This is a genomic window from Yersinia sp. Marseille-Q5920 (assembly GCF_946902935.1).
In the GTDB taxonomy this organism is placed as follows: Bacteria; Pseudomonadota; Gammaproteobacteria; order Enterobacterales; family Enterobacteriaceae; genus Yersinia; species Yersinia rochesterensis.
In genome coordinates, this window is sequence record NZ_CAMPQA010000007.1 from 159,192 (window position 1) to 174,911 (window position 15,720).

The window sequence follows — 15,720 nt, forward strand, 5'->3', positions numbered from 1 at the left end:
GTAATGAAAAGTAAAAGTTGGAACAGTATCGGCCGCTGGGTAATTTATGGTCTGTTGCTGGTGGTTTTTGTCGGCCCATATTGGGGCATCATTGCCACCGCATTCAGCGGCGCACCGGTAAAACCGGGGGAGCTGCTGGCCTGGCCCAATCAATTCTCGTGGGATAACTTTATCTTTGCCTGGATGGATATCGGCGTCTGGCAATACCTGCTGAACTCCATCGTCGTGGTGTTCTTCGGCACCATTTTACAGGTGTCGGTCAGTGCTCTGGCGGCCTATGCGCTAGCCCGTAAAAAGTTTGTCGGGGTCTCGCTGACCAGCTTGATTATTCTGTCGACCATGATGCTGCCGGAAGAAGTTATCGCCATCCCGCTGTATATGATAATCAACTGGCGGCTGCCGGTGATTGATGCCTCGCTGTACAACAGCTATCTGGGCATGATCCTGCCGGTCGTGGGTTGGGCTTTCTCTATCTTCGTGCTGACCGAGTTTATGGCGGCTATCCCGAAAGAGCTGGAAGAGGCGGCGCGCATTGATGGTGCCAGTGAATGGCAAATATTCTTCCACGTCATCTTACCGCTGGTTAAACCGGCATTGGGCACCGTGGTGACTTTCGGCTTTATCATGATTTGGGACCAATACCTGTTGCCACTGATTGTGGTGAATCAGGACAGTTTGAACACTATTCCGGTGATCCTCGGCACATTACGCACTGACGAGACCATCACACCAAATATCTTTATTGCCATCACTCTGTTGGCGATGTTGCCAAGCATCATCGTGTATCTGGGTCTGCAAAAACATTTCAATCGCGGGATCATGTCTGGCGCGGTTAAAGGCTAGGGAGAAACAAAATGGGATCGGTTGTACTTAAAAATGTCTGTAAATCTTACGGTGACACCCATGTGATCCGCGATGTATCGCTGGAAATCCCTGACGGTGAGTTCTGCGTGTTAGTTGGCCCGAGCGGCTGCGGAAAATCCACCTTACTGCGCATGATCGCCGGGCTGGAGGAGATCTCCGGCGGCACGGTGGGCATCAATGATAAAGACGTCACTGACGTTGAACCCAAGATGCGCGACATTGCCATGGTATTCCAAAGTTATGCTCTGTATCCGCAAATGACGGTGCGCGAGAACATGGGTTTTGCGCTGAAAATGGCCAAAATGTCCAAAGCGGATATCAATAAAAAAGTGGAATCTACGGCGGAATTACTGGGTTTACAAGCTTTGCTGGAGCGGCTCCCGAAAGATTTGTCCGGTGGTCAGCGCCAGCGAGTTGCCATGGGCCGTGCCATCGTGCGTAACCCACAAGTGTTTTTGTTCGACGAACCCTTGTCGAACCTGGATGCCAAATTGCGTACTCAGGTGCGTGGCGAGATCCGCGAATTACATCAGCGGCTAAAAACCACGTCGGTGTATGTCACTCATGATCAGATTGAAGCTATGACTATGGGGCAGATGATCGTGGTGTTGCGCGATGGGCGCATTGAGCAAGTCGGCTCGCCACTGGATCTTTACGATCGTCCCGCCAATCTATTTGTCGCCGGCTTTATCGGATCGCCGGAGATCAATCAGTTGAAAGGCACCGTAGTGCTCAATACTGGAGAGCAACAACAGGATGGAGAATTCTTGCTGCGGCTGGAAGACGGCTCTTTGCTGACATTGCCAGCCGGTTTGCAAGTGACTGATGGGCAAAATGTGGTGTATGCCATTCGTCCGGAGCAGGTCAATGTGGTGGATGAAACGCACCACGCCAGCGCACTGAAAGCAACCATTACCGCGATTGAAAATACCGGCTCGGATATGCAGCTATTTTGCAGCACTGGTGGGGGCCGCTTTACCTCGGTGTTCAAACAGCGTTTGGCGGTGAATGCAGGGGAGACCGTGTATTTGCAGCCTAAGCTGGCCGGTATCCACATTTTTGATGCCGCCACTGGCGTGCGGGTTGCCAGTCAGGCTGCATAAAGGAAGCAATGCCCATGACGCCAATGAAATTGTACACGCTCGATGTGGATTGCCTTGCCAAAGCGAAAGCGGTATTGCAGCAGCCATTTTCACCATTACAACCGGCATTGCGCCGGTTATTAAGTGAAGCCGATGCATTGCGCGATCAACCGCCGGAAAGTGTGACACACAAAACGCTACTGCCCGTCAGTGGCGACATTCACGATTATTACAGTTTTGGCACTTACTGGTGGCCGAATCCGCGTAAGCCCAATGGATTGCCTTATGTGCGTCGCGATGGACATACCAATCCACAGAGCCAGAATGACGATACCGACACGCAGCGCATTGAACGGATGTGTGACCGCTGCCTAACCCTCGGACTGGCTTACTATTTTACCGGAAATAGCCGCTATGCTCAGGTGGCGGCAGAGCAGATCCGTTGTTGGTTTTTAGATGCCAAAACCCGGATGAACCCGCACTTGAATTATGGTCAGGCCATCCCCGGCATTGTTTCTGGCCGTGGGACGGGGTTAATCGATACCCGGCTGATGTGGATGGTGATTGATACTATTGGGTTGATATTGCCCGCCAAGCTACTGGATACCGAGGATACCGCGGTGTTGCAGCAGTGGTTCCGTGACTTTAACCATTGGATGTTTCACAGCGAAGTGGGCCATTCGGAATATGTCTGGCACAACAACCACGGCACCTGGTATGACGTGCAGCGCGCGGCAAATGCGATGTTCTATGGCGATCGTGGGCTGGTTTCCACCATTATTCGCCAGGGGATAACCCAACGGCTGGCGGCACAAATAGCGCAAGACGGTAAGCAATGGATGGAACTGGAGCGCACCGTGCCTTTCCATTATTCCTTATTCAATATGGAGGCGCATTTGCTGCTGTGCCGCTACGGCGAGCATGTAGAAATAGGCCGCTGGGAGTGGGTGCAGGACGGCCGTAATGTGCAGCAAGGCATTGATTATTTACTGCCTTTTATTGCTGAACCCGAATTGTGGCCTTACCGCGATTTGCGCGGCATTGATTATGACAGCGCATTGCGGCTGTTATTACAGGCGGCTCGGGGCTATCCACAAGAGGCCAAACGCTATCAGGCGGTGCTCGCCACTTTGCCAGCAGACACCCTGACATCACGCGACCGTCTGATGTGGCAAAGCTAATAGAGGTAAAAGCTAATAGAGGCAAAAGTTAATCGAGCTAAAGTTGATGTACACTGAAAGCTGTTTTTAGCTGGAAAGTGATGTGAATATGAGTGACGTGAATAACCCTGATGATCTGATCTCCATTACCCGCTTCCTGCGCCAGCAACATGTCCTGACGCTGTGCGCTGGCAGCGGTATGGAGATGTGGTGCGCCAACTGTTTTTATGTCTTTGATGAAGCCCAAATGGCGCTTTATCTGATGACAGAAAAACACACTCGCCACGGCGAGCTGATGCAGGTAAACCCGCAGGTTGTCGGAACCATTGCTACCCAACCGCGTACCGTGGCCTTGATAAAAGGCATTCAATATCGCGGCGAAATAACTGAATTAACGGGCGATGCCGAACACCTCGCTCGCCAGCGCTATTGCCGCCGTTTCCCAGTGGCTAAAGTCGCCTCCGCTCCCCTCTGGCAGCTCAATTTGCTGGAAATCAAGATGACCAATAATACCCTTGGTTTTGGCAAGAAATTGTATTGGAATACATGCCCTTAGCCCTTGAAGTTGCAGGGGTGTTAGCTACTCTCACTTACCCGAATCACTTACTTGAGTAAGCTCATCGGGATAAGTTCGTTTGCCGCCTACCTGCAAAACTCCAATGACTTTGGGCATAGTTTCTTCGCTATGTTCTGGTGTTTCTGGTATTTATTATTCATAACAATTGATTTGATGATTGTCTCCATGTTGGGTGGTGCTAGTGTTTTTATTGGGAGGTTAGATGGCGAAGGTACTATTACTGGGGGCAAGTGGTTTGGTAGGGGGCGAATTACTGCGCTTGCTACGTTTGGATGCCCGCGTGACATCTATTATTGCGCCAACTCGTAAACCATTGGCTGCTATGAATAAACTGATTAATCCGCAAGGCGAGAATATCGGCGAGTTGCTAAAAACACTCAATGAGCCAGTGGATTTAGTTTTTTGCTGTCTGGGCACCACCCGTAAGCAAGCGGGCAGTCAGGCGGCGTTTCGGCAGGTGGATTATCGGCTGGTGCTGGCAGCGGGTGAAACCGGTTTGCGGCTTGGTGCGCGGCATTTCCTGCTAGTGAGCGCGATAGGGGCGAATCCAAATTCATGGCTGTTTTATAACCGCACCAAAGGTGAGGCTGAGCGGGATTTGCAAGCTCAGGGCTGGCCACAACTTACTTTCGCCCGGCCGTCCATGCTGGCGGGTCAGCGCACGGCACCACGATTAATGGAAAGTCTCAGCGCCCCGCTATTTGCCTTATTACCTGATAAATGGCGCTTAATTAAAGCCAAAGATGTGGCGCAAGCACTGCTGGATCAAGCTTTTGCTCCGCCGAAAGAGGGCGTGACAGTATTATCATCAGCCCAAATGCAACATCCCCTTCGTACTTGAAGCCGCAGGGGGGTTAGCTGCATTCACTCACCCGAATCACTTACTGGCGTAAGCTCATCGGAATTCATTTACTGGCTGTCTACCTGCGATTCCAATGACTTTGGGGAGCAATTATTATAAGCTAATTATCTGATTATCTTGAGCAATAGTGATGCCGGCGGGCAGTGTGTTGTCGAGCGCCCAGACATCCAACTGGTGACTAATGTGGGTCAGTAAAGTGGCTTTGGGCTGCAATAACTCACTGATGGCGAGCGCCATTGTCACGTCATTATGATTACGTGGCGGTGGATTATTTTGTGAAAGCTCCTGTGGCGGATGGCTGCAATCTTGCACCAGTAAATCAATGTTTTTACTGGTTAAAAATAGCGCGCTATCAGCCGGTAACCCAATGGTATCTGTCAAATAGGCGATAATTTTGTTGGTGCTTTGCAGTAAATAGCCGAAGGTGATTTTTGAGTGATTTAAGGGCACTGGCGTGACCCGTAAATTGCCAAATTTAATCGGGTGAAATGCCCTTAATGGCGGCTGAAAAGCCAGTATTCCTGGGTGCTTATACAGATCGTCACAGCCGTCAGGATCCGCAGGGCCATAGACCGGGATCGCATTTGCGCACCCCCAACGTAACGGAAATAACCCCTGAACGTGATCCATGTGGTAATGTGTAAGCAAAAAACGCTGAATTTCCCCCGCAGCAAACTGCTGATCCAGTGTCGGCAACCCCGCATCAATCAAGGTCGTTTCCCCCTGATAACGCAACATTGCACTGCAAGATTTACGGCGTAGCGCGGGCTGCACTCTGGCTTTGGCGCAAATCACACACTCACAGCCAAACACCGGCACCTGTTGGGCGCATCCGGTTCCTAACAATGTCAGTTCCATGATTGACTCTCTTTGGTGTGTTCTGATGACGAGCCGATTGCCAGTAATTGCTGCAATTGCCCCAGTGTGTGGTACAGCTCGCCGTCATTGCAAAGTTGCAAGCAGTTAACTGGCAGTTGTTGCTGATAATGTTGCGCCCGCTGTAAACGCGCCTCGATTTGCTCACTGTTTTCACGGCCACGTTGCTGTAAACGCTGGGCTAAAATAGCGGGCGAAACAGTCAGACACAGCGGCAGTAATTGGTCGTGATAGCGCCGTAGGGCCTCAGGTAAATAAGCGCGGGAGCCATTTACCACCACATCCAGCCCGCGTTGCAGCCAGATATCAATCTCAATTCCCACCCCATAATGATGCTGATGTGCTTGCCAACACAGCGCAAATAATCCCTGTTCGGCGCGCAATAAAAACTCCTGCTCACTCAGCGCAATATGATTTTCAGCGCCCGCGTGGGCCTCGCGGGTAATATAGCGGTGCGCTACCATCATATTGACGGGCATTGCTGCCCGTAGTGCGGACAGCAGGCAATCCTTACCGGCACCGGAAGCGCCCATTAGATAGATTAAGCGCGCCATCAAAACACCTGTATTCCTTGCCGCCAGACATTTTGCACGTAAACATGTTGACCCTGCGGGCCATCATGGGTGCGAGCTAAGATCAAATCCGCGCGTTTTCCCTCGGCAATGACACCGCGATCCTCCAGCCCCAAGGCCCTGGCCGGGTTACGTGTCACCAGATTGACCGCTTGCGGCAAAGTGAAGCTGTTGGTCGAGTCCTGCGCGATACGGAATGCCGCATCCAGCAAGCTGGCGGGGTAATAATCGGAAGATAAAATATCCAATACGCCCAGTGTCGCCAGTTGGTGCGCCGCCACATTGCCGGAATGGGAGCCACCGCGCACAATATTGGGCGCACCCATCAAAACTTGTAACCCATGTTGGTGCGAAGCCCTGGCCGCCACTTCGGTGGTGGGAAATTCGGCAATGACGCTGCCCAATTGTTGTGATTCCGCCACATGTTCGGCAGTGGCATCGTCATGGCTGGCTAGTGCAATGCCCCGTTGGCGGCAGTGAGCGGCAATGGCCTGCCGGTTTTGCCCTGACCAGCGGGCTGAAAGGCTGATTTGCTCTTCTTCAAATTCTGCCATTTGCGAGTCATTAAGATGATATTTCCCCTGATAATATTCACGGTACTTAGCCCGTGAAGCAAATTGGCGCTGGCCCGGCGAGTGATCCATCAAAGAAACCAATGAAAGCTCTGGCTGCATCATCAGTTCTTCAAACAGTGGCAATGTGCTGTCATGGGGTAATTCACAACGTAAATGAATCCGGTGTTCAGCTCGATTCAATCCCGCCCGCTGACTCTCAACCACCGCATTAATCATTTTTTGCAGATTATCCAGCCGATGACCGCCATCCCGTACATCGCCGACAGCCACGGCATCCAACACCGTGGTGATGCCGCTGGCCACCATCAGCGCATCGTGGCTGCTCATTGCTGAATGCGCGGGCCAATCCACATTGGGGCGCGGGGTGAAAAACTTGTCGAGATTATCAGTATGCAGCTCGATCAACCCCGGCAATAACCAGCTATTTTGTCCATCAAGAGCCGCTGAAAGTTGTGTCGGGCGATCACTGAAACTGCGGATCACGCCTTGCTGGATTTCCAGTGATCCGTTGACCACCTGATCCTCGAGAATAAGATTAATGTTATTGAGGATCATAATGAGACCTCCGTGCTGACATTAGAGGGCGGTGGGGTCATGGTCAGTAGGCGGTCACTGACATGATTTCGCACGTTTTCATCGTGGAAAATCCCGACAATCGCCGCTCCGCGCTGTTTAGCTTCATCAATCAGGCTAACCACTGCCGCGCTATTGGTGCTGTCCAGTGAGGCGGTCGGCTCATCCAGCAGTAAAATAGGGTAATCGACGATAAAACCACGGGCGATATTGACCCGTTGTTGTTCGCCGCCGGAAAAGGTGGAGGGGGCCAAATCCCACAATCTCGGCGGCACATTGAGGCGGGTTAGCAAGTCTTGCGCCCGCTGTTGGCAGATTTGCCGGTCAATCCCTAGCTCCAGCAAGGGCTGCATCACTACATTTAATGCACTGATCCGCGGGATCACCCGCAAAAATTGGCTGACCCAACCCACAGTATGGCGGCGCACGACCATAATCTGCCGAGCTTCGGCGCTCACCATATCCAGCCATTCACCCTGATGTTTCACCCAGATATGGCCGCTGTCGGGTAAATAATTGGCATATAAGGAGCGCAGTAAGGTCGATTTTCCGCTGCCGGAATGGCCGTGTAGCACGACACATTCTCCACTGCTGACTTCCAGCGAAGTTTGATGTAGCACCGGCAGACGAATGCCGTGCTGGTGGTGTAACACAAAGGTTTTACTGAGATTTTCAACTTTGAGTTGCAGGGGAGTCATGGGCAGTTGCAGGGAGTTCATAGTCAGCTCTCAATCAGTTTTGCAGCACGGATGAAACCAGTAATTGGGTATAAGGATGGTGAGGATCATCCAACACCCTGTCAGTTAGGCCGCTTTCGATAACCCGGCCCTCTTTCATCACCAGCAGGCGGTTAGCTAATAAGCGGGCAACCCCCAAATCATGAGTGACAATCACCACCGCCAGTTGCATTTCCACCACCAGATTGCGCAGTAAATCTAGCAACCGTGCTTGCACCGACACATCCAGACCGCCAGTCGGTTCGTCCATAAACACCAGTTTTGGATGAGTCACCAGATTGCGAGCAATTTGCAGCCGCTGTTGCATCCCACCGGAGAAGGTGGTGGGCATGTCGTCCAGACGGGATAATGGGATCTCGACATCCTCCAGCCAGCGGCCTGCTTGTTGGCGAATTTCGCCATAATGGCGCTGCCCGATGGCCATTAGCCGTTCGCCGATATTGCCGCCCGCCGAGACTTGTGGCCGCAGCCCATCAAGTGGATGCTGATGAACCACGCCCCATTCAGTGCGCAGTAAACGGCGGCGTTGGCTTTCTGCCATCTGATATAAATCAAGTGCTTGCTGTGCATCAGGGCGGTAAATAATTTGCCCCTGTTGCGGTGTCAGGCGGGCTGAAATGGATTTCAGCAAAGTTGTTTTCCCCGAGCCAGATTCGCCAACAATCCCTAATACTTCGCCGGGATACAGTTGGAAAGAGACATCGCTGAACCCCTTACCCGGCGCGTACAAATGGGTGAGATTCTCCACCGACAACAGCGGATGGGCGACGGGGGTTTTTAAAGTAATGGATGTTAAAATAGCGGCTTGTGAAATCATGGGATATTTACCTCTGGTGCAGCGGCCTCAGCCAATTGCTGCTGGCAATAATCAGTATCCGAGCAAACAAACATCCGGCTGCCTTTATCATCCATCACCACTTCATCAAGATAACTGTGGCGCGAACCGCACAGGGCGCAAGGCTCATCCCATTGCTGCACGGTAAACGGGTGGTCGTCGAAATCCAGACTTTCTACCTTGGTAAAGGGCGGCAGGGCATACAGGCGTTTTTCCCTACCGGCTCCAAACAGTTGCAGCGCGGGCATCATGTGCATCTTGGGGTTATCAAATTTCGGGATTGGCGACGGGTCCATCACGTAGCGGTCATTCACTTTCACCGGATAGGCATAGGTGGTGGCGATATGGCCGTAGCGGGCGATATCTTCATACAGTTTGACCTGCATCACGCCGTACTCCTCCAAAGCATGCATTTTGCGGGTTTCAGTTTCGCGCGGTTCAATAAAGCGCAGCGGCTCTGGGATGGGCACTTGATAGATAAGAATCTGATCTTCAGTCAGTGCTGTTTCTGGAATGCGGTGCCGGGTCTGGATCAAGGTGGCGTCAGTGGTTTTTTCCGTGGTGGCGACCCCACTGACGCGCTGGAAGAAGCGGCGGATCGACACCGCGTTGGTGGTGTCATCAGCCCCTTGGTCGATCACTTTCAGCACGTCATAGCGGCCAATCAAACAGGCGGTTAGCTGAATTCCACCGGTGCCCCAGCCATAGGGCATCGGCATCTCACGCCCGCCAAATGGCACCTGATAGCCGGGAATGGCCACGGCTTTGAGTAGCGCGCGGCGCAGGGTGCGTTTGGTTTGCTCATCCAGATAGCCCAGATTATAACCGGCGAGGATTTCAGTCATGGCGCGGCTCCTGCGGTTGTGAAGTGAGTGGCTGAGTGGATGGCTGTTGTAAAGTAAGTAAATGCTCACACCGCAGGCGCTTGAGTAACTCGAGTTCGGCTTGGAAATCCACGTAATGGGGCAGTTTGAGGTGAGAGACAAAACCGGCGGCTTCGACATTATCGGCGTGGGATAATACAAATTCTTCATCCTGTGCCGGGCTGGCGACATCTTCGGCATATTCCCGGCTTTGCAGGGCGCGGTCCATCAGTGCCATCGACATGGCTTTGCGCTCTCCACGGCCAAACACCAGCCCATAACCGCGGGTAAAGTGCGGCGGTTCTGACTCTGGGCTGACAAAACCATTCACCATTTCGCATTCGGTCAGCAGGATTTCGCCGATATCAATGGCAAATCCCAGTTCTTCCGGCTCAATGGAAATTGTCAGGTAGCCCGTGCGGATCTCGGCGGCGAATGGGTGAGTGCGGCCATAACCGCGCTGGGTGGAATATCCTAGCGCCAGCAGGAACCCCTCATCACCGCGCACCAGTTGTTGCAGCCGTGCCGAGCGATTGCATGGGTAAACCGGCGGATTGCGGGTGATATCTTCCGGCGGGGTATCGTCATCTTGCTCAACATGCGCTAATTGCTCTTGGGCCAATAAATCAAACACATGGGCGTAAAAAACTTGCGATAAATCTTCTGACGATGCTTCCCTGCTATTGGGGGCGCGCGGGGCATCTCCTGCGGCCATCAGGGTGAAATCCAGTAGCCGGTGGGTGTAATCGTAAGTCGGGCCAAGCACTTGGCCGCCGGGCAAATCTTTGTAAATGGCGGAAATACGGCGCTCCAGCCGCATATTGCCAGTGGTCAGCGGTTGGCTGACTGCCAGACGCGGCAAAGTGGCGCGGTAGGCGCGCAGCAGGAAAATGGCCTCCACCAGATCGCCACTGGCCTGTTTGATGGCCAAAGCGGCCAATTCGCGATCATAAATTCCGCCCTCGGTCATCACCCGATCCACCGCCAGTCCTAGCTGTTGCTCAATTTGTTCGCAATCGACCGCCGGGATTTGTGTATCGCCACGGCGCTGGTGTTCCAGTAACTGATGGGCGGCGGCAATAGCTTTTTCGCCCCCTTTGACGGCAACGTACATCAGCACACCTCCACATGGGTAGTGCGTGGGATTGCCATTAGGTTCTCGCCACAGGTGAGTAGAAAATCGAGTCCCGCAGGGAATGCGGCGGGGCGGTTAAGCAAGTAATTCAGCACAGCAGAGGGTAATTGCGGCGCGACCGTGCGGTAGTGTTCAATTCCCGGCCCGCGTAGGCGCAGAGGTACGCCGTGATGCAGGTTTTCGGCCTGAAGAATGACCGTGGTGGAGTGCTCCGGCGAAAGTTCATTACCCGCCGGGCAGTTAGCCAGCAAATCTTCGGTTATCTCATGGTCAAATAAGGCAAAGCTGGAGGTACTGATGCTAGCCGTCAGGGGCGCTCCGCAATGAAAACGCACATTCTGCTGCACGGCATCACTGTTAAGCACTGGTGCTAAATAGAGCGGCGTTTCCTGATCTGCCAGAGTCAGCAAAATACTGGTGGCGGCGGGATTTAATGGTGGCCAGCCGCGACTATGGGGTAGCGAAATCAAGACCCCAGGCTCACTTAACGCTTTGAGAATACGGCGAAAAGCATGTTGGGCATCATCAACCGGTTGGTCGAAATGGGTTAATAAGATCATTAATCTTCTCCTCGTACTAAGGTGAAGAAATCAACTTTGCTGGTGGCGATAGCTTGGGCGCGTAATTCCCGCCGTTCTTGCTGTATCGCCGCCAGTGGGTGAATGACGGTTTTCAGTAACAATTCACTCAGGCCAGCAGGTTTACCGTTAATTATTGAAAGCTGTAATAACGCATCCAACACGGCGCAAAGTTCTGCATGGGGCTTATTGCGCCCGGCAATGTAGCTGTAGCCGTAGGTGTCCGCGTTATCGTCGAGTTTGATAACCGCGCGGGTGATGGTCATATCGCCCAGAATAAATCGGCGGCCAGTACCGCCCATCCGCGCCTGCAATTGGTTTAAACCAATTTCGGGAGCGCGAATGACTTGATATTGCGGTGATAGATTCAAAGGTTGCCAATGGGCAAGTAATTGCGCCGGTTGGCTGTGGGCCAACACTGACATCCAGCCTTGCCGCGTGTTCGAGGTACTTTCCATTTAGTGCTCCATGGTCAGTTCAATCATGTCAGCGCGGGTCAGACTGACGGAATACTCCGCCACCTGCTGGCTATCAACACGAATATTCAAGGTGCGCACACACAGCAGTGGGGCGTGGGTGGCGATTTCGAGCAAGCGGCTCTCTTTGGCTTGAGCACGGCGTGCGCTGATGCGAGTTTGGCTACGGCTTAATGGCTGTTGTAGATGTTGGGTGATGAATTGATGCAGTGAGCCGGAGTTAAACTGCTGCAACGCGGGCCACCAATTTAGATCTGGTAGGTAGTGATCAATAACGCAGACCGGAACACCATTGACTCGCCGTAAGGTGCGTAAATGAATCACTGTCGTCCCTTCATCCAGTGACAGGGCTTTGGCGACATGCTCAATACAGGGGCGTAAAACCGCGAGTAAGCGCTCACTGGTGGGGTCACTGCCCTGATCTAATAAGTTTTGGCTAAAGCGCGCATTGGCATGCAGCGGATAATCATAAGGGCGCATCAACACCAGAATGCCGATGCCCTGCCGGCGTTGCAGCCAGCCGCGCTCGACCAGTTCATCGACGGCGCGGCGCAGAGTATGGCGATTCACCTGATAGCGTTCAGCCAATTGTTGCTCGGAAGGCAGATAGTCGCCACAGCGATAAGCGCCGCGCAACTCTTGCTCTAACTGGGCCGCAATTTGTTGATAGCGGGTGGGATAACTGGTCGGTGGTCTAGATAAGTGCATGGCAGATAACCCTTCTCTGTGTATCAACACTCCCGACAGCCATCCACACTGAAACAACAAAAGTAGCAATATTGATGAGCAGGTGGCGGAGGGTCATGGTGATAGCCCGTAAGTTTTCTCACCGCTATGCTGGCGGTTTTTAATGACAGTAGGGTTAAGCTGAGATGGCAGAACGATGAAGTTTTACGCGGTTGATAACGCGATTTTTACAAGGGAAAGTGTATTTTGGGGGGAGATATGAACAGCGATAGCCACCACCATTCTGCGCATTGGAAAGCACAGAATGGAATAGTGAACAGAATGGCTAAAATAAATTACCGCAGGTGATGGATAACTTGGTTACCGCTGCCGCGCCAGATAAGTGAAGGGTCTTTTAGGTCTTGCACAAATTTACCATCGACCAGTACATTAATTAAATCAACCACTTGTAGCTGCTCGGTGGTCAGTTCAGCCAGTGTATAGCCGGTCCAGACCCAAATATCTTTGCCGTCGCACTCTTGGCGTACACGTTTTACCAATTGCAGAATGGCGGGCAGATTTTGCGGATGTAGCGGATCACCGCCGGAGAGGGATAACCCTTGCCGATGGATGCGCGAGTCATTCAGATCCGCAACTATCCGATCTTCCATTTCTTGGGTAAATGGTTTACCCGAATTCAGTCGCCAGGTGCTTTTGTTATAACAGCCCACACACTCGTGCACACAGCCGGAGACAAACAGTGTGCAGCGGGTGCCGGGGCCGTTGATGACATCGACTGGATAATATTGGTGATAATTCAATGTGATAATCAGCCCAGTTGTCCGTTTGCCAAATGCTTAACGCGGCGCTTCACTTCTTCTTGTTTACCGGCGTTAAATGGCCGTGCATCCGGGCTGCCTAAATAACCACATACCCGACGGGTGACCGACACTTTCGACGGCTCATGATTACCACATTTCGGGCAGGTGAAACCCTTGCTGGTACAAGAGAATTCGCCGGTAAAACCGCATTCATAACATTCATCAATCGGCGTATTGGTGCCGTAATAAGGCACTCGGCTGTAGCTGTAATCCCAGACATCCTCTAGCGCTCTGAGGTTGTGCTGCAAGTTCGGGTATTCGCCGTAACAAATGAAACCGCCGTTAGCCAATGGTGGATAAGGCGCTTCGAAGTCCAGTTTGTCATACGGATTAACTTTCTTTTCAACATCCAGATGGAAGCTGTTGGTGTAATAGCCTTTGTCGGTGACACCCTCGACCACACCAAATTCTGCGGTATCCAGACGGCAGAAACGATCACACAGGTTTTCACTTGGCGTGCTGTACAAACTAAAGGCGTAGCCGGTTTCTTCTTTCCAGTTATCAGTGGCTTGTCTCATGCGTTCGACGATAGCCACGCCTTTTTCACGTAATTTTTCGTCATCAAAGACATGTGCATGATGACCAAACAGGGCATTAACTGTTTCATGAATACCAATGAAGCCCAGAGAGATAGATGCGCGGCCGTTTTTAAAGATTTCTGAAATATTATCATCCGCTTGCAAGCGCACCCCACAAGCCCCCTCCATATATAGGATAGGAGCCACGCGAGCTTTGATCCCTTCCAGACGCGCAATGCGGGTCATCAGGGCCTTCTTGGCTAGCAACAGGCGCTCATCCAGCAATTGCCAGAATTTTGCTTCATCTCCCTGGGCTTCCAATGCAATACGCGGCAGGTTAAGACTAATAACCCCAAGGTTATTACGGCCATCGTGGATTTGCTTGCCATCTTCTTCATACACACCCAAGAAGCTGCGGCAGCCCATTGGCGTTTTGAAAGAGCCAGTAACTTTAACCACTTGATCATAATTGAGAATATCTGGATACATGCGCTTGGTTGCGCACTCTAGCGCCAACTGTTTGATATCGTAGTTGGCATCGCCAAATTTATGGTTTAGACCATCACGGATAGCAAAAACCAGTTTCGGGAACACTGCGGTTTTGCGATTTTTGCCCAAACCGGCAATGCGATTACGCAGAATCGCCTGCTGAATCATGCGCGATTGCCAGCTAGTGCCCAGCCCGAAGCCGAAAGTGACAAACGGCGTCTGGCCATTGGCGGTATGCAGGGTATTGACTTCATATTCCAGTGATTGGAATGCGTCGTAGCACTCTTTTTCAGTACGCGACATAGCATAACCGGCGGCATCGGGGATCTGCCACTCTTCGGCTACCGCCTTATGTTTGTTAAAGCTTTCCGTGACAAATGGCGCCAGGACTTCATCAATACGGTTAATGGTTGTGCCGCCATAGATATGGCTGGCGACCTGCGCAATAATCTGAGCGGTCACTGCGGTGGCGGTAGAAATGGATTTTGGCGGCTCAATTTCCGCATTACCCATTTTAAAACCTTGGGTCAGCATGCCATTAAGGTCAATCAGCATGCAGTTGAACATGGGGAAGAACGGCGCGTAATCCAAATCGTGGTAGTGAATTTCACCGCGCTCATGAGCCAAAACCACATCCCGTGGCAAAATATGTTGTTTGGCGTAATGTTTCGCGACAATACCGGCCAGCAGATCCCGCTGAGTTGGGATGACTTTGCTGTCTTTATTCGCATTTTCGTTCAGCAGCGCTTGGTTACTTTGCTCTACCAGACCGCGAATTTCCTGATTCAGGCGACCACGCAGTTCGCGCGAGATATCCCGGTCATGGCGATACTCGATATAAGCTCGGGCGAGCTGCTTATATTGACCGGCCATCAGTTGGTTTTCTACCGCAGTTTGGATGTCGCGGATATCAACTTTTGGCTGGTTTTCCATCGTCTGAGCGACCACACGAGCAACAGTTGCACAATAATCTGCGTCTACCACGCCAACTGCCAGCGCTGCGCGCTCGACCGCTTCCTTGATTCGCACCTCATCAAAAGGTACCTGACAACCGTCCCGTTTAATCACTACTGTTTTCACAATGTCGCTCCTGTTTACTGCCGCAAAGGTTATCCACAAGACAACCCGCAGCACATCAGGGTTGCGAGGGGGTGTGGATGATTTTGTGGATAACTACTACATATGGGTTTTTAAATCACTAGAAGCACTATATATAGGTGGCGGTAAACAAGTTTGACTTAGGACAAGGAAAACAGCGTTAGGTTACTCCCTGTTCAGAGCACCCCAAAATAGGCATTTTTATGCCGCCTTTTTGTACAGGACGACATAAGTCAGCGCCACTGCGGATTGGTGGCGGTGATTAAGGGGTTTTAGTTGATGTGATTGTGTGTACAAATTCAG

The 15,720-nt window shown here is 52.0% G+C and carries 17 protein-coding genes; 5 read left to right on the plus strand and 12 right to left on the minus strand.

Annotation, left to right across the window (positions count from 1 at the left end; translation table 11 throughout):
- Positions 1-3: 3 nt before the first annotated feature.
- The 5 genes from OVO64_RS12350 (at position 4) to OVO64_RS12370 (ending at position 4,524) form a co-directional block, all read left to right on the plus strand.
- Complete coding sequence (locus OVO64_RS12350) at positions 4-843, plus strand: carbohydrate ABC transporter permease (protein ID WP_038636754.1); 840 nt, start codon at positions 4-6, stop codon at positions 841-843.
- 11 nt (positions 844-854) lie between these two features.
- Entirely contained in the window at positions 855-1,967 is a 1,113-nt protein-coding gene (locus OVO64_RS12355; RefSeq protein WP_038636751.1) for an ABC transporter ATP-binding protein, read from the plus strand.
- A 14-nt stretch (positions 1,968-1,981) separates the two neighbouring features.
- Complete coding sequence (locus tag OVO64_RS12360) at positions 1,982-3,127, plus strand: alginate lyase family protein (RefSeq protein ID WP_038636747.1); 1,146 nt, start codon at positions 1,982-1,984, stop codon at positions 3,125-3,127.
- 88 nt (positions 3,128-3,215) lie between these two features.
- Positions 3,216-3,662: a YhbP family protein gene (locus tag OVO64_RS12365; RefSeq protein ID WP_038636744.1), complete on the plus strand. Its 447-nt coding sequence runs from the start codon at positions 3,216-3,218 to the stop codon at positions 3,660-3,662.
- Positions 3,663-3,885: 223 nt separating this feature from the next.
- A complete protein-coding gene (locus tag OVO64_RS12370) occupies positions 3,886-4,524 on the plus strand; it encodes an NAD(P)H-binding protein (RefSeq protein WP_050291552.1) in 639 nt (212 codons plus the stop codon).
- Positions 4,525-4,638: 114 nt separating this feature from the next.
- On the opposite strand, the gene phnP is transcribed toward OVO64_RS12370, so the two are convergent.
- The 12 genes from phnP to nrdD form a co-directional block, all read right to left on the minus strand.
- On the minus strand, positions 4,639-5,403 hold the full coding sequence (gene phnP / locus OVO64_RS12375; RefSeq protein WP_038636738.1) for a phosphonate metabolism protein PhnP: 765 nt from the start codon (positions 5,401-5,403) through the stop codon (positions 4,639-4,641).
- Entirely contained in the window at positions 5,394-5,975 is a 582-nt protein-coding gene (phnN, locus tag OVO64_RS12380; protein ID WP_038636736.1) for a ribose 1,5-bisphosphokinase, read from the minus strand. Before phnN ends, phnP begins: the two co-directional genes overlap by 10 nt.
- The gene (gene phnM / locus OVO64_RS12385; RefSeq protein WP_050291553.1) at positions 5,975-7,123 is read right to left on the minus strand and encodes an alpha-D-ribose 1-methylphosphonate 5-triphosphate diphosphatase; all 1,149 of its coding nucleotides are present in this window, start codon (positions 7,121-7,123) and stop codon (positions 5,975-5,977) included. Before phnM ends, phnN begins: the two co-directional genes overlap by 1 nt.
- A complete protein-coding gene (gene phnL, locus OVO64_RS12390) occupies positions 7,120-7,839 on the minus strand; it encodes a phosphonate C-P lyase system protein PhnL (RefSeq protein WP_072103613.1) in 720 nt (239 codons plus the stop codon). The genes phnM and phnL overlap by 4 nt, the downstream gene beginning before the upstream one ends.
- A 34-nt stretch (positions 7,840-7,873) precedes the next feature.
- Positions 7,874-8,695 carry a phosphonate C-P lyase system protein PhnK gene (phnK, locus tag OVO64_RS12395; protein ID WP_042562591.1) on the minus strand — a complete coding sequence of 274 codons (822 nt, stop codon included), beginning with the start codon at positions 8,693-8,695 and terminating at the stop codon, positions 7,874-7,876.
- Positions 8,692-9,558, minus strand: a complete 867-nt coding sequence (locus tag OVO64_RS12400) for an alpha-D-ribose 1-methylphosphonate 5-phosphate C-P-lyase PhnJ (protein WP_038636728.1) — start codon at positions 9,556-9,558, stop codon at positions 8,692-8,694. Before OVO64_RS12400 ends, phnK begins: the two co-directional genes overlap by 4 nt.
- Positions 9,551-10,690: a carbon-phosphorus lyase complex subunit PhnI gene (locus OVO64_RS12405; RefSeq protein WP_267248801.1), complete on the minus strand. Its 1,140-nt coding sequence runs from the start codon at positions 10,688-10,690 to the stop codon at positions 9,551-9,553. The genes OVO64_RS12400 and OVO64_RS12405 overlap by 8 nt, the downstream gene beginning before the upstream one ends.
- Positions 10,690-11,271 carry a phosphonate C-P lyase system protein PhnH gene (gene phnH, locus OVO64_RS12410; protein WP_038636722.1) on the minus strand — a complete coding sequence of 194 codons (582 nt, stop codon included), beginning with the start codon at positions 11,269-11,271 and terminating at the stop codon, positions 10,690-10,692. The genes OVO64_RS12405 and phnH overlap by 1 nt, the downstream gene beginning before the upstream one ends.
- Complete coding sequence (gene phnG / locus OVO64_RS12415; protein ID WP_038636719.1) at positions 11,271-11,747, minus strand: phosphonate C-P lyase system protein PhnG; 477 nt, start codon at positions 11,745-11,747, stop codon at positions 11,271-11,273. The genes phnH and phnG overlap by 1 nt, the downstream gene beginning before the upstream one ends.
- The gene (phnF, locus tag OVO64_RS12420; RefSeq protein ID WP_032819358.1) at positions 11,748-12,473 is read right to left on the minus strand and encodes a phosphonate metabolism transcriptional regulator PhnF; all 726 of its coding nucleotides are present in this window, start codon (positions 12,471-12,473) and stop codon (positions 11,748-11,750) included. It abuts the gene before it with no gap.
- A 314-nt stretch (positions 12,474-12,787) separates the two neighbouring features.
- Positions 12,788-13,252 carry an anaerobic ribonucleoside-triphosphate reductase-activating protein gene (gene nrdG, locus OVO64_RS12425; protein WP_038636714.1) on the minus strand — a complete coding sequence of 155 codons (465 nt, stop codon included), beginning with the start codon at positions 13,250-13,252 and terminating at the stop codon, positions 12,788-12,790.
- Between the two features lie 8 nt (positions 13,253-13,260).
- Positions 13,261-15,399, minus strand: a complete 2,139-nt coding sequence (gene nrdD / locus OVO64_RS12430; RefSeq protein WP_145585951.1) for an anaerobic ribonucleoside-triphosphate reductase — start codon at positions 15,397-15,399, stop codon at positions 13,261-13,263.
- Positions 15,400-15,720 lie beyond the last annotated feature (321 nt).